The following is a 21652-nucleotide window of genomic DNA, read 5'->3' as shown; positions in this document are numbered from 1 at the left end:
ATGAAATATTCCACAACGCAATCTATGCAGAACGAACTGCGGTTCGTCAGGATTAATCAGATCAAGCTCTTATAGGTCACTGAAATATATTGCCTTATTCCGGACGCAACGCTAAGAGTTATTTGGCATCGTCAAAACTAAACTATAAGGCGAAGGACATGAAACCATCATCACGCGCTACATTTACCCTCTCTTTGCTGACGGCAGGGATCCTTTGCGCAAGCGCAACGGCCTTTGCTGCCAGCGTGCCGGCAGGAACTGAGCTGGCAGAGAAGCAGGAACTGGTCAGGAATAATGGCAATGAACCGGCATCGCTCGATCCCCATAAAGTTGAAAGCGACGTCGAATTCAATATTATCAGCGATTTGTTCGACGGGCTGGTCAGCGTCTCGCCGGACGGGCAGATCCAGCCGCGGCTGGCGGAAAAATGGGAGAACAAAGACAACACCGTCTGGACGTTCCATCTCCGCCCGGGCATCACCTGGAGCGACGGCACCGCCATCACCGCTCAGGATGTGGTCTGGAGCTGGCAAAGGCTGGTGGATACCAAAACTGCTTCGCCGTACGCCAGCTACCCCGGCAGCATGCATCTGCTGAACGCCACCGATATCGCCGAGGGCAAGAAATCTCCTGACACCCTGGGAGTTAAAGCCCTGAACGACAGCACCCTTGAAGTGACGCTGAACCAGCCTAACGCCGCCTTCCTTGCCATGCTGGCGCACCCGTCGCTGGTGCCGGTCGATAAAGTGCTGATTGGCCGCTATGGCGATAAGTGGACCAAGCCGGAGCACTTTGTCAGCAGCGGGGCCTATACCCTCAGCCAGTGGGTGGTCAACGAGCGGATCATCGCCGAGCGTAACCCGCGCTACTGGGACAACGCCCATACGGTGATCAACAAGGTGACATACCTGCCGATCGCCTCCGAAGCCGCCGACGTCAACCGTTACAAGGCGGACGAAATTGATATTGTCTACACCGTGCCGATCAACCAGTTTGCCCAGCTGAAAAAAACGCTGGGCAGCGAGCTGGATGTCTCCCCGCAGCTGGCGACCTATTACTACGAATTCAACACCACCCGCAAGCCGTTTAACGACCCGCGCGTGCGTCAGGCGCTGAACCTGGCGCTGGATAAAGACATTATCGCCGGGAAGGTGTTAGGGCAGGGGCAGCGTCCGGCGTGGGTCATCAGCCAGCCGGATATCGGCGGGGTCAAACTGCACAATCCGGACTACGCCAGCTGGCCGCTGGAAAAACGCATTGCCGAAGCGAAAAAATTGCTGAACGAGGCGGGCTATAACGACAGCCATCCGCTGAGCTTTAATCTGCTGTATAACACCTCGGAGTCGCACCAGCGGATTGCCATCGCTGCCAGCTCGATGTGGAAGAAAAACCTCGGCGTGGAGGCGAAGCTGCAAAACCAGGAGTGGAAAACGATGCTGGACACCATGCACACCCACAACTTTGATGCGGTGCGCTACGCCTGGATCGCCGATTACGACGATGCGGCCACCTTCCTGAATAACTTCCGTACTGGCGACAGTCAGAACACCAGCCAGTACAGCAATCCGGCCTATGATGAGGCGCTGGACAACGCCGCAAAAGCGAAGACCACCGCCGAGCGCGGCACCTTCTATCAGCAGGCTGAAGATCTGCTGGCCCGGGACGTACCGGCAATCCCGGTCTATCACTACGTTCGTACCCACCTGGTCAAACCCTGGGTAGGGGGCTTTACGCCGGATAAGCTGGGGTACTATTTCACCAAAGACATGTACATCAAAAAGCACTGAGGATCGGCGGTAAGATTTTGTGCTGATAAAATGGTCAGAATGTCGTCTGTTCAACCGATTAAACGCATTTTGACTATTTTTCAGGCGAACGATTGTGCGCAGACTTTACAGCGCATACGGAGGTGTTTATAGTTCGCCTCACTTAGGAAGCGTGGCCGAGCGGTTGAAGGCACCGGTCTTGAAAACCGGCGACCCGAAAGGGTTCTAGAGTTCGAATCTCTACGCTTCCGCCAAATTTGAAAGCCCTGCGATAGCAATATCGCAGGGCTTTTTGTTTTGCTGTTTTTACTAAAAGCTGATGTCATTTGAACAATGAGTTTAACCAGCTCAATGAGCAGGGTCCCACTGGTCATGACAGGCAGTGGTCAATTTTGCGGCCGCCAGCCGTAAGGGCAGGGATTAAGACAAGAATGATTTAATCAACAGTAATGGCAATTAAGAATAAAATCATTCATATTGCAATGAAAATATAATATCTCTGGTATCTTCATTTTCTTTCCTACTTAGTTACAATATCCACCTGAAGATAGATTTGAGTAAATTCTCATAAGAAAATAAGTAGTTAACTAAACATCAAGGCTAATTATAATAAAGAGGGTTTGTTATGGGTGTAAGACAAGATGGTGATGGGAATTATGTAACAAATGCCCGGCCTCATGTACAGTACGATACTGAATCACAGGCGCGAATTGCAGACGGGAAAGAAAAATATCAGTCAGAACTTGCTAACACCGCTCTTAAGTCGTCGCCCGAGGGCGATCAGGTTATAGGCCAGGCAATTGGGTATCTCATAGTCGCCTGTATGGTTTGGGCAATTATTTTTGGATTAATTCTCATTCCCGGGCTCAATTCTGCGGGTATGTTAGTTTATCAGGGCGGTATTCTCGCAGTTCCTGGCGGGATCGTATGGTTTGTACTGAAGGGGGCTTATACGATTCTTACTGTACCTATGATGATTGGAAGTGTGGTTAATCCCTACGATCCGGGTACACATTTGATGTGGCAGGCCATTATGATGGCGATCACTACAGTCGTTTTTTATAAATTCCGGCGAAAACTTAAAAAGCCCATTTTATACCTGACAGGATTTCTCGCGCTACTGGCCTATATTTCCGTTGGGCTTGTTGCCCTCAATGATACCCTATGGTCGGCTTTTAAAATGTTCCCCTATCTTTGATTAAGATCCTGTCCAATTATTCTTTTATGACATTAGATGTTTTTCTGATTCCCGGTATTTGTGCCGGGAATCTCTGTTCTGTCGTAGCGCTAAGTTTATAAAGAATATACTGCAATCGAAAGCATTCAGTCTTTCTGTATAATCAAACGCGAATAGACAGTGGCTTTACTCGGATCCATCTGGGAAGTTGATGCCATCTGATCGCTTACTTGCACAATTTTCCAGCCCTGTTTTGCCAGTTCTGGAAGAGTGCCTTTAACACCACCACCGCAGGTGAAAACGGTGCTGTCATCAATATCCTGGCGACCGCTTGCCAGAGCGCTGACTTCAGGCGAACCGCAAAAATGCGCTTCACCGGCAGTAACCGATGCGCTCATTCCCAATAAAATTATTATGAATAGTGTCTTCTTCATCTTATTGCCTCTTATTAGTAATGCTGTATTTGCTGTAAGTATATAACTCGCCATAAACCATCTATTCATATACTCTATCGCGAAGCTAATTTAAGCATATATTTTTAGGAAACTTAATGATTTAATCAACTTCTTAAAAACCAGCGTTACTATGAAAATTTCAAAGTATTATATGATAATCATTTCAGCAACAATACCTGAATCATTTATGATAAACCTACTAATAATCATGGTGCTAATGTCAGGCACTAAGAGATATTCTGAAAATCATCCGTACCTGATAGACCCTTAAAACCTGCGTTATCATTGCGATAACGCAGGTATGTCAGTCTTTAACCAAACCGTGATTCGCTTGCGTTCCAGCTGTACGCGTCATTTCCAGTCAACCTGTCCCCCAGCTCCTGATAAACGAAATCATAAAACTCTGCGCTGGCGTCGTAACCGGAGTAGTCGACAGCCGCGAGGCCAACGAAGGCACCGGTAAAGAACCCACCGTAGCTTTGCAGGACATAATCATCGGAAAGAACCGCAGCATCTAATTTGACCGGGATCTCAGTCAAGCTGACGCCGTCAAAGCTGTACTCATAGGTATAACTTTCCTTGCGAACTTTGGTGCGGAACCAGACGTACTCTGTTCCTTCCGGGATCTTAATGGCGTTATCTTTCAAATAAGACGTATATTTGCCACGGTTATTTTCCCCCACTTCAATTACCGGGCCGTTAATTTCATTCCAGGTAATGAAAACGAAACTCCAGTGGCGGTCATTATAATAATTCGTCAAGCCAGCCATCTGTTGATAACTGAATGGATTGAATTTGACCTTAACCTGAGCATCAAAATAAAAGGCCTGCCAGCGTCGCGCAATCAGCGAAAGATCATGGGTATTGGCTAAAGAACCTTGTCCCGTTAGCGTTAACCTTCCATCGCCCGTGGTTCCCATTTTTTCAGTGAACGGAACGCGAAGGGTATTCCAGTTAATATCGAGTTCCGCAGCGGTGAAATCATCGTGCTGGCTATGATCTTTAGCGCTTTCTGTATAAATGGCATCGGCTGGTCCTTCAACAAAGGTCTTGCCACCATGACCTCCTGCAATACGTGGCCAGCCCTCGTCATCCCAGTACACTTTCTGAATGGATGTTTCCCGGCCCAGCGTTGACCAGCCGCGGGGATCATAAACCGACTCACCCGGACGATTCCACGGACGGGCGCAAAGCGAGGCGTAATACCACTCCCCGCCGGGGGTAGAGACCAGTGCTCCATGCCCCTGCTTCTGGATATAGCTGTCCGGCGTATCGACGTTGGTTAAGAATACGTCGCCTGGCTCTGTTTCAAAGCTGTTGGCCTCTAAGGTTCTGGAACGCGCAACCACCTCCTGATGGGTAAACACGGTCCCCCCCTGAGCGGCAAAGAGATAGTAATAGCCGTTCAGTTTATAGAGATGTGGCCCCTCAACCAGTGCCACGGCAGTGCCGCGATAAATCGTCCGTGCGGTTTCTGGTTTTAATTTGAGTGTCCGGGTATCCAGCTCCGTCAAGGTGATGCCATCAAAGGGATGATGATACTCCCGATGATCCCAGGTCTGTTGAACCAGGTATTTACGCCCGTCTTCATCATGAAAGAGTGATGCATCGAAACCGACGCCGTTAAGTTTGATGGGATCTGTCCAGGGACCACGAATATCGGTGGCGGTGGTCAGATAATTTGTCATGTCCTTGAAAGCGCCCTCCGTGATTTTCACATCGGTATAAACCAGCCAGAATTTACCGTCGGCGTAAGAGAGCGCCGGAGCCCAAATCCCGCCTGATGAAGGATTGCCGCGCATATCTAACAGGGTGGTGGTAGACAACGGACTGGGCAGCAGATTCCAGTGTTGCAGATCTTTTGACTCATGCAGACGAACGCCAGGAAACCACTCAAAGGTTGAGTTTGCGATATAGTAGGTGTCTCCGACACGAATAATACTGGGGTCCGGGTTAAAACCAGGCAGGACAGGGTTCTGAATAAGTGACATATCATTCTACCTTTCTCATTAATTTTCAGAGTTCTAAATTATCTTTGAATTACACGCGTATCTCATCCAGCTGACGGTTGATATCGGTGACGTGTTTATCTGAGATGGGATAAATATGAATAACGATCATTGAGATCACCGCTAATACGATGGGGATCCAAACTGCGGTAATAATAATTCCGTCTATAGCACTGGCACTTTGTTGTGCCCCTGTTTCGCTAAAGCCATAGGCCGCCAGTAACCACAGTGGAATCGCTCCGCCGATAGTAAAACCAATCTTGAAAAAGAGCCCCATAATGGCATTGATAATAGCGGCATTGCGCTTGCCGGATTTTAATTCACCATAAGCAATCACTTCAGGGACCAGCGCCCACATGAACCCGGTCGCCGAGGTTAAGCCCCACTGTTTAATGAAGGTGGCGATGTAAGCCAGCCAGAGCGCATCATGCATACCCTCGCGTGACCAGACGTAAGTCAGTAACTCCCCGACAATAAACATGCCGAGGAAAACGTGGAAGAAGCCTTTTTTACCAAAAATTTTCTTGAGTTTCGGCCAAAAAATGGGGAACAGGATGCCCGGAATGGACGCGACAAGGCCAACTGCACCCATCCATTCGGAATGGCCGACCACAAACTGATTGAAAAAGCCATTTACCGTATTCATGAAGAACATGAAGGTAAAGGCCAGCATGAAAAAGAGCCCGAGAATAACCAGTGGGCGGTTATTTTTGAGTTCAAGGAATAAATCTGTCGTTTTGACGTTGGCCGTTTGTTCAGCAGAGGCAACAACGCGTTCTTTGGTGAATTTATAACAAATGAACAATGCCACCGCGCCAATTATCATATAGATCGCGTAAACGCCAAACCAGGCGTAATTCGCCGAGGGATCGGTATAGTTCCCCATATTAAGTTCAAGCCCAAAGAAACCCGTATCCTTAAGGCTGCGATCTTTCGGCGAGGCCATCTGGACAAACATGGGGAAGAGGGTATAAACCAGAAGATTGGCACTGTTCGCCAGCATCATGCGCGTACTGGTCAGTTTATCAATAGATTCAGGATCGCGCGTCAGGGAAGCATTCAATGAACCATAAGGAATGTTCACCACGGAATAAACCAGATCCAGGGCCAGATAAACGATAAAAGCAAAGGGAACGGAACCTTTTACGCCGGGAATAGGCGCAAAAAGTAAAGCGGAAAGAATAACGAGTGGAACGCCCGCTCTTAAAATCCAGGGACGATATTTGCCAGCCGATGAACTTCTTTTATCAACATAGGTGCCCACCATCGGATCCCAAAACACATTGATGATGCGTACAAAAAGAAATATAAATCCTGCCGTCGCAGTGCCGATGGTATTTACCGTCAACATGTGAAGCGCCAGAAAACCACCAATAGTGCCAAACACCAGGTTTTGTGCAAAGTCCCCCATCCCGTAGCCAATACGCTCGCCACGCGATAATTTATGATATTCATCATGCCGGCTTTGCATTATCGTTTTACGCATTCTAATCCGATCTCCGATTTGTTTTATGAATGTTAAGCTCTTTCTGACACAGGTGGCCCGGGGTATCCATTACGTTTTTAAATTAATTAATTATGTTTTTTTACTTCTGTGATCGTCGAAACATAAGGGTATTTTTGCGACGCGCTTCACGTTTGAGCATTATCTTACCCGGATAGTGAAATAACGTAATTGAGCAGGCGGCCAGGAAAATAGAGGGTATGTCCCAGCCAATTATTTGTCGCATTCTACGTTTGGCGAGAGCGCGCTTTGAATAATAAATCTGAGTGAAGGAGATAGCCTTACGATAATTGTGTGAAACCTCTAGCCCCTAAAAAAATAAAATCAACTTGTTCTGATGATAGCGACATATTTTGTCAGTCCGGAACCGGGTGGTTATTGTCTGAATAAAATTTAACTATATTGAGATAACCATGAATATGATTAAAAAACTTCCATTAACAATGGCGGTTATCGCCGCGCTTTGCCCGATTTCTGTTCTCGCCCAGGAGTTCACGCAGGAGCAAATCGACGCCATTGTGGCCAAAGCGGTGGATAAAGCCCTGGCGGATCGCCAGGCGAAAATGGACGCTGCGGTGGCGAAAAAAGCCGACGTGGTGACCGAGCCGCAAAGCGCCGCCCAGTCCCCGGACATGGCGATCCCGTTCGGGATTAAATTTACCGGCTATGCCCGCTACGGGGCGCACTTCCAGGCCGCCGATCAGAAATATGTCGCGGTGGACGGCTCCTACAACGGCGCCTCGGCGATTGGTCGTCTGGGTAACGAAGGCAACGGCGGCGAGTTCCAGCTCTCCAAGGCCTTCAGGGGCGAAAACGGCGCCATCTGGGACGTCAACGTGATGATCGACCACTGGGGCGACGAGGTTAACCTGAAAAAGGCCTACGCCGGGGTGACCAACATTCTGGAATCCAACCCGAACGCCTATCTGTGGGCCGGGCGTGACTTCCACCAGCGTCCGCAGCAGGGCATCAACGACTACTTCTGGATGAACCACGACGGCCAGGGGGCCGGGGTGAAGAACTTCGACATCGGCGGCGTGCAGTTTGACGTGGCCACCGTGGCGGCGGTGGAATCCTGCAGCCCGCAGGTGATGAATGACGAGGCCAACCCGTCGCGCATCACCTGTACCGGCGGCTCCGGCACCGGCGACAAGGGCAACTATGCCGCCACCTCCAAAATTCACGGCATGAAGCTCGGTCCCGTCGACCTGGAGCTGTACGCCAACTACGGCTTTGACTCGAAGGCCATCGACACCGAAGAGCGCACCAACGCCTGGCAGGGTGGCGTGGTCCTGAGCCACACCAACGACAGCGGCGTGAACAAGGTGATTGCCCGCTACTCGGATAACTCGGACAACAGCGTGTTCAACAAAACCGAGGACCTGACCACGGTGTACGCCAGCTTCGAAGGGCTGCACAAGTTCACCCCGGCGACCCAGGTGGAGTACATTCTGGCCTTCCACGACTACGACAACAGCCGGGACAGCACCGACAACCGCAAGAACTACAACGCCATCGTGCGTCCGATGCACTGGTGGAACGACGTGCACTCCACCTGGCTGGAAGCGGGCTGGCAGCATGTGGATTACGACAAGGGCGGGGATAACAAGGGCTGGAAGCTGACCCTGTCGCAGAACATCTCCATCGCCATGGGGCCGGAGTTCCGTCCGATGCTGCGCTTCTACGTCACCGGCGGCAAGGTGGATAACGAACGCACCGCGCGCGTGAACAACACCCAGGACGAGACGCTCGACGACTTCAACGTCGGCGCGATGTGGGAGGCCTGGTTCTGAGGTAAGTATTGCCGGGTGGCGCTGCGCTTACCCGGCCTGCTAATTTTGTAGGCCCGTGCAAGCGCAGCGCCGCCGGGCAATATACTGGAAGAAAATCAAATTCTTCAATTGCCTCTTTACATAGCGCGCAGAGATGTTTATAGTGCGCCTCACTTTGGAAGCGTGGCCGAGCGGTTGAAGGCACCGGTCTTGAAAACCGGCGACCCGAAAGGGTTCTAGAGTTCGAATCTCTACGCTTCCGCCAAATTCATGGCGAAATCGATACTGACAATAAGTTTTCGTTTCTCCTGCATAAAAGCCCGTGAAAACGGGCTTTTTTGTATCTAAAATCTGTCCCTTTCTCACTCAGCATCTTGTCAGTTTCTCATCGTTCTGATGAGGGCAAATCCCACCTCTGTTCTGCGAAGGAAAAGACTCTATGAGCAGAAAGCGTTTTACTGAAGAACAGATCGCAGATTTTCTTCGACAGGTGAAAGAAGGCGTCACTGATAAAGAGTTGTGCGAAAAATATGCCTTCAGTATGAGTACGCTTCGACGCTGGAAAGGGCTACATGATAGCGCCATCAGAAATAAACTAAAAAAAATGGAAACGACTGCAGCGGTAGTCTATTTGGGCATAATAGTCGTTAGCGTGCTGCTCGCGATCTTTTCCCGTCAGGCCGGTGGTCTGCTCTTTATATTCCTCATGCCCGGTTATTGCATTTATTATATTGCTCAATTTCGTAAGACGTCCGGGGCTTTCGTTTCAAGGGATAATGCCGTTGTCTCGCGCGCGGGCCTGGGAGCAAGTAATGCGTTTTACTGGTTTAGCTGGCTATTTGTTATTTTGTTTATCCTCTTCACGGCATATATGATTTGGCGTCAATTCATATTCCTGTGAGTGGTATGTGTTTTTTCATTTTTGGGCTGAGGCATGAAGAGTACCCGTAGGCCACGAGTACTCCCCAGAACCAGAATCAGGACTTAAACAGATTCTTCAGCTGGTGCGGCTGACAGCGCAGATACTGATCCGGTGCATGCACCTGGGCACCCAGCTCCGCCGCGGCATGCCACGGCCAACGCGGATTGTAGAGCGCGCCACGCGCGATCCCGATGATATCCGCATCTCCGCTGGCAACGATGGACTCCGCATGTTCAGGGTCGGTGATTAAGCCTACCGCCACCACCGGAATTTTCACGGCCGCTTTCACAGCTCTCGCCAGCGGTACCTGATAGCCAGGGTAGACCTCAATCTTCTGATCCGGGTGCAGACCGCCGCTGGAGACGTGAATCGCATCCACTCCACGAGCTTCCAGCATTTTTGAGAACTCCACGGCCTCTTCAAGGTTAAATCCGCCCTCGACCCAGTCCGTCGCGGAGATACGCACGCTGATCGCTTTATCGGCAGGGAAGGCTTCACGCACCGCGTCGACGATCTCCAGCGGGAAGCGGGCGCGGTTTTCCAGCGATCCGCCGTAATTATCCGTGCGCTGGTTAGAGAGCGGGGACAGGAACTGATGTAACAGATAGCCATGCGCGGCGTGGATCTGGATCAGGTCAATGTTCAGTCTGGCGGCACGTTTGGCGGCGTCCGCGAACTGGCTGCGGATTTCGGCTAACCCGTTGCTGTCGAGGGCGGTGGGGATGGTATAACCCTCGCTGTAAGGCACCGCAGACGGGGCTAAGGTTTGCCAGCCGCCTCCCTGCTCGGGTGGAATTTGCCCGTGCTTATCCCAGGGCTTGTACGTTGAGGCTTTCCGGCCCGCATGGGCCAGCTGGATGCCGACAGGGATATCTGACCACTTACGGATAGTCTTCAGCACCCCGGCCATCGCCTCCTCGGTTTTGTCATCATAAAGCCCGACGTCGGCGTAGGTAATGCGGCCTTCGGGGGAGACGGCCGCCGCCTCAATGGTGAGCAGGCCCGCGCCGGACAGCGCCAGTTGCCCCAGATGGAGGGTGTGCCAGTCAGTCATGCAGCCCTCATCGGCGGAATACTGGCACATAGGGGCGATCACGATACGGTTTTCAAGTTCAAGATTGCGGATACGTAACGGTGTAAACAGCTTCGGTTGAGACATACATGTCACTCCAGATTGCAGCGTTAGAAATCAAATATGGCGATTTTTATCCTTGAATATTCATCAACATACCCCACAGCCAGCGATAACAGAACCTGAGGTTTACGCAAAAGTACGTTGCGTCAGACGCAATGCTGCGACATCTGCACTATTCACTCTCCGCTTCTGATGCGAGATGCGCGATCAGAAAATCGACAAACACCTTCACTTTTTTGGTGTTCCGGCGGGTGGGGTGGTAGATGGCATAAATCGCGGAATCATCCTCCCCGTCGTTCACTTCCGCGCGCCATTGCGGCAGTAACCTGATCAGCTTCCCTTCCTCAATATCTTTGCCAATCAGCCAGTCAGGCAGCAACGCGATGCCATAGCCGCTTAACACCGCCTCACGCAATATTTCCGAGTTGTTGCACTTCAGCGTGCCTTTCACATCAATGGCGACCTGGCTCTCCCCGTTGAAATACCACTTCGTTTTGCCGGAAGAGTAGGAAAAGATCAGGCAGTTATGATTTTTAAGATCCCCAGGTGCATCAGGTGAACCCTGTGCTTTCAGGTAGTCCGGGCTGGCGCAGACGCACCGACGCTGGGAGAGCAACTTGCGCGCGATCAGATTGGGGGAGTCGACTTTGCCCAGTCGGACAGTCAAGTCTAGCCGCTTTTCCACCAGATCGACGACTTCATCGGTAAAGGTCAGATCGAGCGAGATTAACGGATAGCGGCGAGAGAAGGGGGCCAGCAGCGGCGCGATATGCAGCCTGGAAAACGAGACCGGCAGGCTGATCCTTAACACCCCCCGGGGTTCCCCCGTCTGGTCCCGTACTTCCTGATTGGCGTACTCCAGGTCGTTGAGGATCCTGACCGCATGCTCAAAATAAACGTGCCCGGCCGCTGTCAACGTCACGCTTCGGGTCGAGCGGGTCAGGAGTTGCGTGCCCAGCACTTTTTCCAGCCCGTCAATTTGTCGGGTGACAGAGGAGGTCGCCAGGGCCAGCTTTCTGCCCGCCGGTGCAAATCCGCCCTCTTCGACCACCGTGATAAAGGCCTCCAGCGACGCCAGCATATCCATTTTTACTCTCCCCGCATCGTTGCGCCTTACGCAACTCTATTAGCTGTTTTAACCATATTATCACCTTTAAATAACAGTGTTAGCCTTCTCCGCAGTGAGAGGTGAAACATGAAAGTATCCATCAAAGTGACGTCCGATTTTATTTGTCCCTGGTGCCGGATTGCCGACGCGCGCCTGGAAAAGGCACGGCAATCCTTGCCTGAAGACGTTGAGGTCGAGGTTGACTGGTTGCCCATTGAACTCAACCCGGGTATGCCGCGGGAGGGCATGGACCGAGTCGCCTATCGCCGGGCTAAATTCGGGAGCTGGGAATATTCACATCAGCTGGATGAGCACACCGTCGAGAAGGGGAAAACGGACGATGTCACCTTCAACTATCCGGCCATTCAGCGGGTTCCTAACACCTTTGCGGCACATCGACTGACGCTGTTTGCGCCTGCCGGTCTGACCAGATCCCTGCTGGTTAAGCGCCTGTTTCAGGCCTTCTTCGAAGAGGGGAGAGATATTGGCGACTCTGAAGTTCTGGCGGAGGTGGCGGGCGAGTGCGGGATGGACAAAGAAGCTGCGCGCCATTATCTGTTCAGTACCGCAGGAGAGGCGGAGGTGATCCAGCTGGAAGACCTGGCGCGGCAGGGCGATATCAACAGCGTGCCCACCTTTGATATTGCCGGTATCCGGCTGACGGGGGCTGTTCCTGCAGATCAGCTCCGCTATTACATCATGGATGCATATCGCGACCTGCTTAAAGGCGGCGGAGCCCGTTGCCAGGGCGATAAGCGATTGCCCTGAAAGCCTGGCCTGATGATACAGACAGGGCCCTTTCCGAATGGGAACGGGAACCATCAAGCATCACCACAGGGGGCCGGGCAGGCTCCCTGGTCTGTTTTACATTCCTCCGTCGGATCTGCAAAATAGCCTCCTCCATTTTCGATAAAGATCCTCCCGATGAAAAAATCTCTGCTCTGTATGCTCCTTGTCTGCCTCTCCGGCTCCGCGTTGGCCACCACGCCGGAGGAGGCGCAGGTCGCGCAGGTGGTTAACCCCACCATCACGGCGCTGATGAAGGCGCAGGCGATCCCGGGTATGGCGGTAGCGGTACTGTATCAGGGCAAACCGTACTTCTTCACCTGGGGGCAGGCGGACGTCGCCGGGAACAAACCCGTGACCCGCCAGACGCTGTTTGAGCTGGGTTCGGTGAGCAAAACCTTTACCGGGGTGCTGGGCGGCGACGCGGTGGCGCGTGGGGAGATTGCCCTCAGCGATCCGGCCAGTAAATACTGGACGGCGTTATCGGGCAAGCAGTGGGAAGGCATCACGCTGCTGCATCTGGCGACCTACACTGCGGGCGGCCTGCCGCTGCAGGTGCCGGAGAGCGTCACCGACGCCGCGTCGCTGGAAAAATACTATCAGACCTGGCAGCCGGAGTGGGCTCCGGGCACGAAGCGCCAGTATGCCAACGCCAGTATCGGCCTGTTCGGCGCCCTGGCGGTGAAACCCTCGAAGATGGATTTTGAGCAGGCGCTCACCCGTCGGGTGCTGAAACCGCTGAACCTCAACCATACCTGGGTCACGGTCCCGGCCAGTGAACAGGCGAACTATGCCTGGGGCTACCGGGATGGCAAGGCCGTCCACGTCTCGCCGGGTATGCTGGATGCCGAAGCCTACGGAGTGAAAACCTCTATCGTCGATATGGCGGGCTGGCTGCAGGCCAACATCCAGCCGGATCACATCCAGGACGCGTCGTTGAAAAAAGGGATTACGATCGCCCAGTCACGCTACTGGCAGGTAGGGGAGATGTATCAGGGACTGGGCTGGGAGATGCTGAACTGGCCGGTGACGTCCCGGACGCTGGAGCAGGGGGCAGATAACCAATACGCCCTGGCCGCGCGGGATACTAAAGCCATCACTCCGGCGCAGCCGCCGGTGAGGGCCTCGTGGGTGCATAAGACCGGGGCGACGGGCGGGTTTGGCAGCTACATCGCCTTTATCCCCGAAAAGAATCTCGGCATTGTGATGCTGGCGAATAAAAATTACCCCAACCCGGAACGGGTGAAGGCGGCGTATCAGATTCTGGAGGCGCTGCAGTAAAGTCAGGAGCCTGCTTCGGCAGGCTTTTTTATACCCCTGAACGGTTAATCTGCAACACCAGTTCCGCCATGCTCTTCGCGTCCATTTTCTCCATCACCCGCGCCCGGTGAACTTCCACCGTGCGGAGTGCGATATGCATCTTCAGCGCAATATCTTTATTCATCAGGCCGACGGCGACGCAGTGTGCGACCTCTTTCTCTTTTGGCGTAAGGGTGGCGTAGCGCAGCCTGAGATCGTGGGTCTGCGTCAGGCGCGCCGAGTGAGCATAGCCTTTCTCAATGGCCAATTTCAGGGCTCCGGCGGCGACAGGTTTCTGTAAAAAATCGACTGCACCAGACTGGATCTCCTGAACGGCCATCGGCACGTCACCATGCCCGGTGAGAAAAACCACCGCCAGGGTGCTGTTGGCCTCGCGCATGGCCTGAAAGAGCGCATGCCCGTCCATCTCCGGCATCCGCATATCCAGCAAGGCGACGCCCGTTGTATCCAGCGGGGCGTCGTGCAGAAACTGCTCACTTCGGTTCCAGCAGCGGACGCTATGGCCCAGGCTCTCGAGTAAATAGCTACAGGCGCTGGTAACCGCCTCGTCGTCGTCAACTAAATGAATCATTGCCGTTTTCCGTTGTTATCGTCAGCCGGGAATTTGAGGGTTACGCATACCCCCTCGCTGCCGTCCGGCGCGCGGCGGTTGTGTACGTCGATATCGCCATGGATGCCACGCAGCAGCCGCTGGCAGATGACCAGCCCCAGCCCCATCCCCGTTTTTTTACCGGAATGGAAAGGACGGAACAGGTCAGGAAGCTGCTCTGCGGGGATGCCGCCAGCATCGTCCTGCAGGGTAATGTGATACTGGTGCTCATCGCGACTCAGGTCTATCCACAGGTTGCCGGCACCCGCCTGAACCGCGTTCAGAATGATATTCGCCAGCACCTGCTCCAGTACTACCGGAGGCAGAGCGAGCAGAACGGTCTGGTGGTTATAAAGATAAACGCTCAGATCGGGTGAGGTCTTATCCAGCTGGAGGAGGGTTAACACCTGTCTGATAGTCCCGGCAACATCGCAGGGGGCGTAATCTTCCGTCGCGTTTTCGGCCTGCCGCGCCGGGTTGGCCCACTCCCGCAGGTGGCGGATAATCAACCCGCAGCGTTCGGCCTGTGATTCAATATTAACCAGTGCCTTCTCTACGGCAGCACGGTTTTCAGCCGCGGACAGATGGTTCAGCCCGCCCTGGGCATACATGCGGATTGCCGCCAGCGGCTGGTTAAGCTCATGGGCAAATCCAGAGGCCATCTCCCCCAGCATGTTCATCTGCCGGGCCTGCTCCAGGGTTTGCTGCTGGTTGCGCAGCTGACTGTTTGCCTGCTCCAGTGCCCTGCCGCGACGATTTACCAGCACCATCACCCAGCCATAGTTGGCGATAAACAGCACGACAAGCAGTAAACAGAGCCCGATAGCCAGCCGGTGCTGGCGCATCCAGTCGAGAACCGTCTCCCCAATCCGCTGCTGCTCCGGGTGTCGGTTGAGTTCGCGCAGCAGGGCTTCGGTGTCGCTGGTGGAGGTGGGGGCACCCCAGCGGGGAGAACTCAGCAGAGCCCGGGTCACCGCATCCGCCACCCGATCGTCCACCCCGGGCAGCGCGGCAAACGACCAGTCGGGATAGAGCGGGGTGCTGGTCAAACAGTGAAAGGCGACGTTTTTTTGCAGCAGCACGCGAAACTGACTTTTGTCGATCAGCCCCTCGCTGTCCATGCTCTCAAGTAAACAGACCGGCACGATGGCGGCCTGGATGGCCTCCTCACGCAGCAGGTAGAGCAGGGCATCGGCCGGGAAGCCGACAAAGCGCACCGTGCTTTCATCCACCTGTACTCCGGCGTCGCGCAGCGCCCGATAGCCGAGCAGATAACCGCCGAAGGCCTGGGCATCTACCGCCCCCAGCGTTTTCCCGACCAGTTCCTGTGGGCGGGTGATGTCGCTGGCCTCTCTGACCACAATGGCGCTGCCGGTAGTCATGCTCTCCAGCGTGGTGCCCTGTCCGGAGCGCAGTGATGACAGCCAGCGCAGGTGGTAGTGGCTGTTGAGCTGGACAAACTGTCCCGGATTGGTCAGCACAAACTGGATGGTGCCCTGGTTCACCGCCTCCCGCATGCCGTTGAGATCCAGCGGCAGCAGGCGGAAGTGGGCTTCGGGCACGGCCTGATTAAGCGAGTCGACCAGGGGCTGCCACTGGGTGCGAGTGATGGTTTCACCGCGTAAGGCGAGGATGCCGATGGTCCATTCGGCCGCCAGCAACGGGGAGGTGAGACTGGTAACCATCAGGAACAAAAGGATCTTTACGCTGCGTTCCATGCAATACCTGCCCCTTTCTTTTGCGTTAGATCAAGCCCAACGGGTTTATGTGGTTAACCACAATAGTGAGCCACCCGGCCAGATTTTTAGACTGTAAATAACCACATTTGGTCAGGTAATACCATCCCCGATATTTTTCTTACGCGCACTGAGTGGAGGGCAATATGGACATCAGTAAGCGCCAGTTTTTACAGCAAATGGGCGTTGTCACGGCCGGCGCGGCGCTAATACCGCTGGCTGAGGCGGGCATTGCGTTCGGCCCTGAGCGGCATGAAGGCTCCGATCGGCATCGCTACGCCATGCTGATCGATCTGCGCCGCTGCATCGGGTGCCAGTCCTGTACGGTGAGTTGCACCATTGAGAACCAGACGCCGCAAGGGGCGTTTCGCACTACCGTCAACCAGTATCAGGTCCGCCTTGCCGACTCTGAGGCGGTAACCAACGTGCTGCTGCCCCGGCTCTGCAACCATTGCGATAATCCGCCTTGCGTGCCGGTCTGCCCGGTGCAGGCCACCTTCCAGCGTAAGGACGGTATCGTGGTGATCGACAACACTCGCTGCGTCGGTTGCGCCTACTGCGTCCAGGCCTGTCCGTATGACGCCCGGTTTATCAATCACGCCACCCAGACGGCGGATAAATGCACCTTCTGCGCACATCGCCTTGAAGCCGGACTGTTGCCGGCCTGCGTGGAGTCCTGCGTGGGGGGAGCCCGTATCATCGGCGACCTGAAAGATCCCCGCAGCACCCTTAGCCGGATGCTGGCAACGCACCGGGACGACATTAAGGTACTGAAGCCGGAAAATAACACCCGTCCGCACGTCTTTTATCTCGGGCTGGATGAGACCTTTGTTTCGCCGCTGCAGGGACGCGCCCAGCCCGCACTCTGGCAGGAGGTGGAATATGATCATTACTGAGATGCTGGCTCAACCCCAGCCCATCACCTGGCTGCCCTGGGCCGTGCAGTACTTTTTCTTTATCGGGATTGCCGCCTGCGCCGTCCTGCTCGCCTGCGCCGCCCGTTGGCTGCGACACCGGCACAGCGAGCAGTTTGAGCGGGTGTGCCTGTTCATCGCACTCACCTGCGGGATCACCGCCCCGCTGGCGCTGACCGCCGATCTTCATCAGACCGCCCGCTTCTGGCACTTTTACGCCTGGCCAACCCCCTGGTCATGGATGCCCTGGGGCGCGCTCTTTTTGCCGCTCTTCACGCTGCTGCTGGGGCTGTGGTTCCTGCTTTTTCATCTGCGCAAGGGCAATACCCGACTGCTGCGCGCGCTGGCGCTGGCGACGGCGCTGACGGCCATCGGTCTGCTGCTCTATACCGGGCGGGAAGTCTCCGTCGTGCACGCCAGGCCGGTGTGGTTCAGCTACTGGCTGCCGGTGGCGATGTTCTTAAGCGCCATGAGCGCGCTGCTGGCGATGCTCGGCCTGGCGCTACGCGATCTCGCCCGACGACTGTTGCAGGGGCAAGCTGTCACCCTCGTCCTGCTCGGTGCGGTAATGCTGGCATGGTATCTGGGTAATACCCTGTCGGGGGAGGCGCTGCGTCAGCAGTGGCGGCCCGGCGGTGAGATCCGCCTTTATCTGACCGCCCTGATACTGCTGTGGGCGGTGACGCTGACGATGTCGCTGTATGCCAGTCGACATCGCCCCTCATTGTTTATCATGCTCGCAAACATGCTGCTGGTGGCGATCCTCTGCTGGATGCTGCGCTGGACAGTGCTGATCGGTGGGCAAATTATCCCGAAATATAACGCCCTGACGAATGACTATTCCCTGCCGATGGGCACCGACGGCCTGCTGGCAATCATCGGCACCTTTGGTTTATGGCTGGCCCTGTCGATCGTCCTCGGGGAGTGTGTGACTTGGCTTTCAAGGAGATACCCGCATGCCTAAGTTATCCCGCCGTCAATGGCTAAAAATCGGCGTAGCCGCCGGTGGTTTTGCCGCATTCGGTCTGAGCTATCGTGATGTCGCCCGGCGAGCCGTTGAGGGGCTGGTCAACGGCACCTCAGGTAAAGTGACTCGCGATCGTATCCACGGTAACTCGCTTTTGCCGGAAGGAAGCGTCCGCAACGGCTGGCAGAATACCCCCGGCCAGGCCGTCTCCATGACCCAGTGCTTTGGCTGCTGGACATTGTGCGGTATCCGGGTGCGGGTGGACAAACAGGCTAACCAGGTGCTGCGCATCGCCGGTAACCCCTGGCATCCGCTCTCCCATGAGAAACCCTTCCCCAGCACCATGCCCTTTGCCGAGGCGATGACCCGGCTTGCCGGGGAAAGCGGGCTGGAATCGCGCTCTACCGCCTGCGCACGGGGCGCTACTCTCCTGGAAAGCCTGACCAGCCCGCTGCGGCTCCTTACGCCGATGAAACGCGCGGGCAAACGCGGCGAGGGGAAATGGCAGCGCATTAGCTTCGAGCAGCTGATCGAAGAGGTTGTGGAGGGTGGGGATCTGTTCGGGGAGGGACACGTGGACGGGCTGCGCGCCATTCGCGATCTCACGACTCCGGTGGATGCCCGTCACCCTGCCTGGGGCCCGAAGGCCAATCAGCTGCTGGTGACCAACACCAGCGATGAGGGCCGGGATGGTTTCCTGCGCCGTTTTGCTCTCAACAGCTTTGGATCGAAGAACTTTGGTGCCCACGGGGCTTACTGCGGGCTGGCCTACCGCGCCGGGTCCGGGGCGCTGATGGGCGATCTGGATAAAAACCCGCACGTCAAACCGGACTGGGAAAACGTCGAGTTTGCGCTGTTTATGGGCACCTCACCGGCTCAGTCGGGTAATCCCTTCAAGCGCCAGGCCCGCCAGCTTGCCAGCGCCCGACTGCGAAAATTTAACTACGTGGTAGTCTCACCGGCCCTGCCGCTGACCACGGTGCTGGCGGACGATCATGGTCACTGGCTGGCGGTGAAGCCGGGGACGGATTCGGCGCTGGCGATGGCGATGATCCGCTGGATCATTGATAACGAGCGCTATACCGCAGAGTACCTGACGCTTACCAGCCGTGAGGCGATGGCCCGCGCCGGGGAGAAGAGCTGGAGCAACGCCACCTGGCTGGTGATCGCCGATGAAAACCATCCTCTTGCGGGACAGCATCTGCACCTTTCCCACCTCAACGGGGGGGACGGGCAGGCAGATGAGGCACTGGTGATGAATGAGGCGGGCGGGCTGGTGCCCGTCAGCCAGTGTGAGCGCGGTGCGCTTTTCGTGACGCAGCAGGTGACCCTGCACGATGGTTCCAGGGTGACGGTGAAAAGCAGCTTCCAGTGCCTGAAAGAGTCGGCGCAGCGTTTTACTCTGGAAGCCTACAGCCAGCAGTGCGGGGTGGCAGTGGATCAGATCGTCGCGCTGGCCACGGCCTTCACGAGCTATGGGCGTAAGGCGGCGGTAGTCACCCATGGCGGCATGATGTCCGGTAATGGATTTTATAACGCCTGGGCGGTGATGATGCTAAACGTGCTGCTGGGGAACATGAGCCTCAACGGCGGGGTATTCGTCGGGGGCGGCAAGTTCAACGGCGAAGCCAACGGGCCCTGTTACAACCTGGAGCAGTTCCCTGGCAAGGTCGCGCCAAAAGGGTTAAATATTGCCCGCAGTAAAGCGGATTATGCCAGCTCGGAGGAGTACCAGGCGAAAATCGCCGCGGGCCAGTCGCCCTGGCCTGCCCGGGCCCCCTGGTATCCCTTTGTTGCCGGGCAGCTTACCGAACTGCTTCCCTCCGCGCTGGACGGCTATCCCTATCCGCTGAAGGCGTGGATCTCCAACATGACCAATCCTCTGTACGGCGTACCCGGATTACGCGCCGTGATCGAGGCGCGTCTGGCGGATCCGCAGCGCCTGCCGCTGTTTATCGCCATCGATGCGTTTATGAATGAGACGACCGCCCTGGCGGACTATATCGTCCCGGACACCCATAATTTCGAAAGCTGGGGATTCAGTGCACCCTGGGGCGGAGTGGCAAGTAAAACGTCTACTGCCCGCTGGCCGGTGGTGGATCCCGCGACGGCAAAAACCGCCGGGGGCGAGCCGGTCTCCATGGAGGCGTTCTGCATCGCGGTAGCAAAACGGATGCAGCTCCCGGGGTTTGGCGACCACGCCATCCCGGATGCGCAGGGGAAAATGCACCCTCTCCATCGCGCGGAGGATTACTACCTGCGCGTCGCTGCCAATATCGCCTTTGCGGGACAGAAGCCGCTCCCCGCTGCAAACGAACAGGATATGGCTCTGTCGGGCGTGGATCGCATCTTCCCGACAATCACACAGACTTTAACGATCCGGGAGGCACTGCCGGTGGCGTTTCTCTATAGCCGGGGAGGACGCTTTGCCCCGGAAGCCTCGGGCCGCAAAGAGGAGACGGTAGGGGCGGAGTGGGCGAAACCGATGCATATCTGGAACCCGCAGGTGGCGGCTTATAAACATGCCATTACTGGCGAGCGCTTCAGCGGGTGCCCGACCTGGTATCCGGCCCGTCTGTCTGATGGCCAGCCGCTGGAAGCGGTCTACCCGTCCGCGGAGTGGCCAATGCAGCTGATGTCATTTAAATCGAACGTGATGAGCAGCTCAAGCACCGTCGTGGAACGGCTACACCACGTTAAGCCGACGGGGCTGGTGGCTATCCACCCCCAGGATGGCGCTCGGTTTGGCCTGCTACACGGCGACCTTGCACGGATACAGACCCCGGGCGGCCACGTGGAGGCGCAGGTGAGCTTACTTTCCGGCGTCATGCCGGGGGTGATTGCCATGGAGCATGGCTACGGACACAGGGAGATGGGGGCGCGTCAGCACTGGCTGGATGGCGAGCCGATGGCGCAGCGAAGCCAGATTGCCTTCGGGGTAAATCTCAACGATCTCGGTTTTGCTGACCCCACCCGCAAAGTGCCGGGCCCGTGGCTGGAGTGGGTGACGGGATCCTCGGTGCGCCAGGGATTACCGGCGAGTATTGAGAAAGTGTAATGAAATCGGCAGCACCAGCCTGCGCCACGGGCCGGTGATGTTACAGAAGCCCATCTCATCGGTCTCCTGCCAGCCCAGCCGGTGATAGAATGCCAGCGCCTGGACGTTGCGGGTCGCCACCTTCAGCGAGGCTGGCTGCGTCGCGCCCGCCAGCCCCTGCGCCAGCAGGGCGCGCCCCAGCCCCTGACCGTGACAGGCTTCGTCGACATAAAGGTGGTGGACGAAGTTCTCTTCAGCCCAGATGGCGATAAAACCGCACAGACGCCCGTTCTGCTCTGCCACCCAAATCTGCTCACCCTCGGTCTGACGGGCAAAATCATCCAGCTGAAACCGGGACGGATCCACCCAGTAAAAGGTGCGGCGTCGCGCCTCAAGAAACAGCTGGGCCAGCGCGGGGGCGTCTGCATCACACATTATTCTGATCATATTTACCT

The 21652-nt window shown here is 55.5% G+C and carries 17 protein-coding genes and 2 tRNA genes; 11 read left to right on the top strand and 8 right to left on the bottom strand.

Annotated features, from left to right (window positions below):
• Positions 1-158 precede the first annotated feature (158 nt).
• The 3 genes from WFO70_RS08890 (at position 159) to WFO70_RS08880 (ending at position 2964) form a co-directional block, all read left to right on the top strand.
• Positions 159-1787: an ABC transporter substrate-binding protein gene (locus WFO70_RS08890; protein WP_337015695.1), complete on the top strand. Its 1629-nt coding sequence runs from the start codon at positions 159-161 to the stop codon at positions 1785-1787.
• 145 nt (positions 1788-1932) lie between these two features.
• Positions 1933-2020: transfer RNA gene (locus WFO70_RS08885), tRNA-Ser, on the top strand.
• A 371-nt stretch (positions 2021-2391) separates the two neighbouring features.
• Positions 2392-2964: a hypothetical protein gene (locus WFO70_RS08880; RefSeq protein WP_337015694.1), complete on the top strand. Its 573-nt coding sequence runs from the start codon at positions 2392-2394 to the stop codon at positions 2962-2964.
• Positions 2965-3089: 125 nt separating this feature from the next.
• On the opposite strand, the gene WFO70_RS08875 is transcribed toward WFO70_RS08880, so the two are convergent.
• From WFO70_RS08875 to WFO70_RS08865, 3 genes are all read right to left on the bottom strand, one after another.
• Positions 3090-3377, bottom strand: coding sequence for a hypothetical protein (locus tag WFO70_RS08875; RefSeq protein WP_337015693.1), 288 nt, complete (start codon positions 3375-3377; stop codon positions 3090-3092).
• Positions 3378-3709: 332 nt separating this feature from the next.
• On the bottom strand, positions 3710-5389 hold the full coding sequence (locus WFO70_RS08870; protein WP_337015692.1) for a glycoside hydrolase family 43 protein: 1680 nt from the start codon (positions 5387-5389) through the stop codon (positions 3710-3712).
• A 49-nt stretch (positions 5390-5438) separates the two neighbouring features.
• Positions 5439-6878, bottom strand: coding sequence for an MFS transporter (locus WFO70_RS08865; protein ID WP_337016650.1), 1440 nt, complete (start codon positions 6876-6878; stop codon positions 5439-5441).
• Positions 6879-7324: 446 nt separating this feature from the next.
• On the opposite strand from WFO70_RS08865, the gene WFO70_RS08860 reads away from it, so the two are divergent.
• The 3 genes from WFO70_RS08860 to WFO70_RS08850 all read left to right on the top strand — a co-directional run bounded on the left by WFO70_RS08860 (position 7325) and on the right by WFO70_RS08850 (position 9584).
• The gene (locus tag WFO70_RS08860) at positions 7325-8704 is read left to right on the top strand and encodes a carbohydrate porin (RefSeq protein WP_337015691.1); all 1380 of its coding nucleotides are present in this window, start codon (positions 7325-7327) and stop codon (positions 8702-8704) included.
• Between the two features lie 156 nt (positions 8705-8860).
• Positions 8861-8948: transfer RNA gene (locus WFO70_RS08855), tRNA-Ser, on the top strand.
• Positions 8949-9122: 174 nt separating this feature from the next.
• Positions 9123-9584 (top strand): transposase, encoded by a 462-nt coding sequence (locus WFO70_RS08850; RefSeq protein WP_337015690.1) that lies wholly within the window; start codon positions 9123-9125, stop codon positions 9582-9584.
• A 76-nt stretch (positions 9585-9660) separates the two neighbouring features.
• On the opposite strand, the gene WFO70_RS08845 is transcribed toward WFO70_RS08850, so the two are convergent.
• Positions 9661-10764 carry an NADH:flavin oxidoreductase/NADH oxidase gene (locus WFO70_RS08845; protein ID WP_337015689.1) on the bottom strand — a complete coding sequence of 368 codons (1104 nt, stop codon included), beginning with the start codon at positions 10762-10764 and terminating at the stop codon, positions 9661-9663.
• A 148-nt stretch (positions 10765-10912) separates the two neighbouring features.
• On the bottom strand, positions 10913-11827 hold the full coding sequence (locus WFO70_RS08840; protein WP_337015688.1) for a LysR family transcriptional regulator: 915 nt from the start codon (positions 11825-11827) through the stop codon (positions 10913-10915).
• A gap of 108 nt (positions 11828-11935) precedes the next feature.
• Here WFO70_RS08840 and WFO70_RS08835 point away from each other — a divergent pair, with 108 nt between their 5' ends.
• Positions 11936-12616 (top strand): DsbA family oxidoreductase, encoded by a 681-nt coding sequence (locus WFO70_RS08835; RefSeq protein ID WP_337015686.1) that lies wholly within the window; start codon positions 11936-11938, stop codon positions 12614-12616.
• 156 nt (positions 12617-12772) lie between these two features.
• Positions 12773-13915 carry a CMY2/MIR/ACT/EC family class C beta-lactamase gene (gene ampC / locus WFO70_RS08830; protein ID WP_337015685.1) on the top strand — a complete coding sequence of 381 codons (1143 nt, stop codon included), beginning with the start codon at positions 12773-12775 and terminating at the stop codon, positions 13913-13915.
• 28 nt (positions 13916-13943) lie between these two features.
• Here ampC and ttrR read toward each other — a convergent pair whose 3' ends face one another.
• Positions 13944-14525, bottom strand: a complete 582-nt coding sequence (ttrR, locus tag WFO70_RS08825; protein WP_337015684.1) for a tetrathionate respiration response regulator TtrR — start codon at positions 14523-14525, stop codon at positions 13944-13946.
• Positions 14522-16261 carry a tetrathionate respiration histidine kinase TtrS gene (gene ttrS / locus WFO70_RS08820; RefSeq protein WP_337015683.1) on the bottom strand — a complete coding sequence of 580 codons (1740 nt, stop codon included), beginning with the start codon at positions 16259-16261 and terminating at the stop codon, positions 14522-14524. The genes ttrR and ttrS overlap by 4 nt, the downstream gene beginning before the upstream one ends.
• Positions 16262-16425: 164 nt before the next feature.
• Between ttrS and ttrB the strand changes: the two genes are divergently transcribed.
• Genes ttrB through ttrA form a run of 3 tightly spaced genes read left to right on the top strand, consistent with a single transcriptional unit; the run spans position 16426 to position 21218 of the window.
• Positions 16426-17175, top strand: a complete 750-nt coding sequence (ttrB, locus tag WFO70_RS08815) for a tetrathionate reductase subunit TtrB (protein WP_337015682.1) — start codon at positions 16426-16428, stop codon at positions 17173-17175.
• Positions 17162-18157 carry a tetrathionate reductase subunit TtrC gene (ttrC, locus tag WFO70_RS08810; RefSeq protein ID WP_337015681.1) on the top strand — a complete coding sequence of 332 codons (996 nt, stop codon included), beginning with the start codon at positions 17162-17164 and terminating at the stop codon, positions 18155-18157. Before ttrB ends, ttrC begins: the two co-directional genes overlap by 14 nt.
• Positions 18150-21218 (top strand): tetrathionate reductase subunit TtrA, encoded by a 3069-nt coding sequence (gene ttrA, locus WFO70_RS08805; RefSeq protein ID WP_337015680.1) that lies wholly within the window; start codon positions 18150-18152, stop codon positions 21216-21218. Before ttrC ends, ttrA begins: the two co-directional genes overlap by 8 nt.
• On the opposite strand, the gene WFO70_RS08800 is transcribed toward ttrA, so the two are convergent.
• Complete coding sequence (locus WFO70_RS08800; RefSeq protein ID WP_337015679.1) at positions 21192-21644, bottom strand: GNAT family N-acetyltransferase; 453 nt, start codon at positions 21642-21644, stop codon at positions 21192-21194. The two genes, ttrA and WFO70_RS08800, sit on opposite strands and share 27 nt — an antisense overlap.
• Positions 21645-21652 lie beyond the last annotated feature (8 nt).

Origin of the sequence: Leclercia sp. AS011 (assembly GCF_037152535.1) — a bacterium.
GTDB lineage: Bacteria > Pseudomonadota > Gammaproteobacteria > Enterobacterales > Enterobacteriaceae > Enterobacter.
This window is presented reverse-complemented; position numbering and strand designations above follow the sequence as displayed.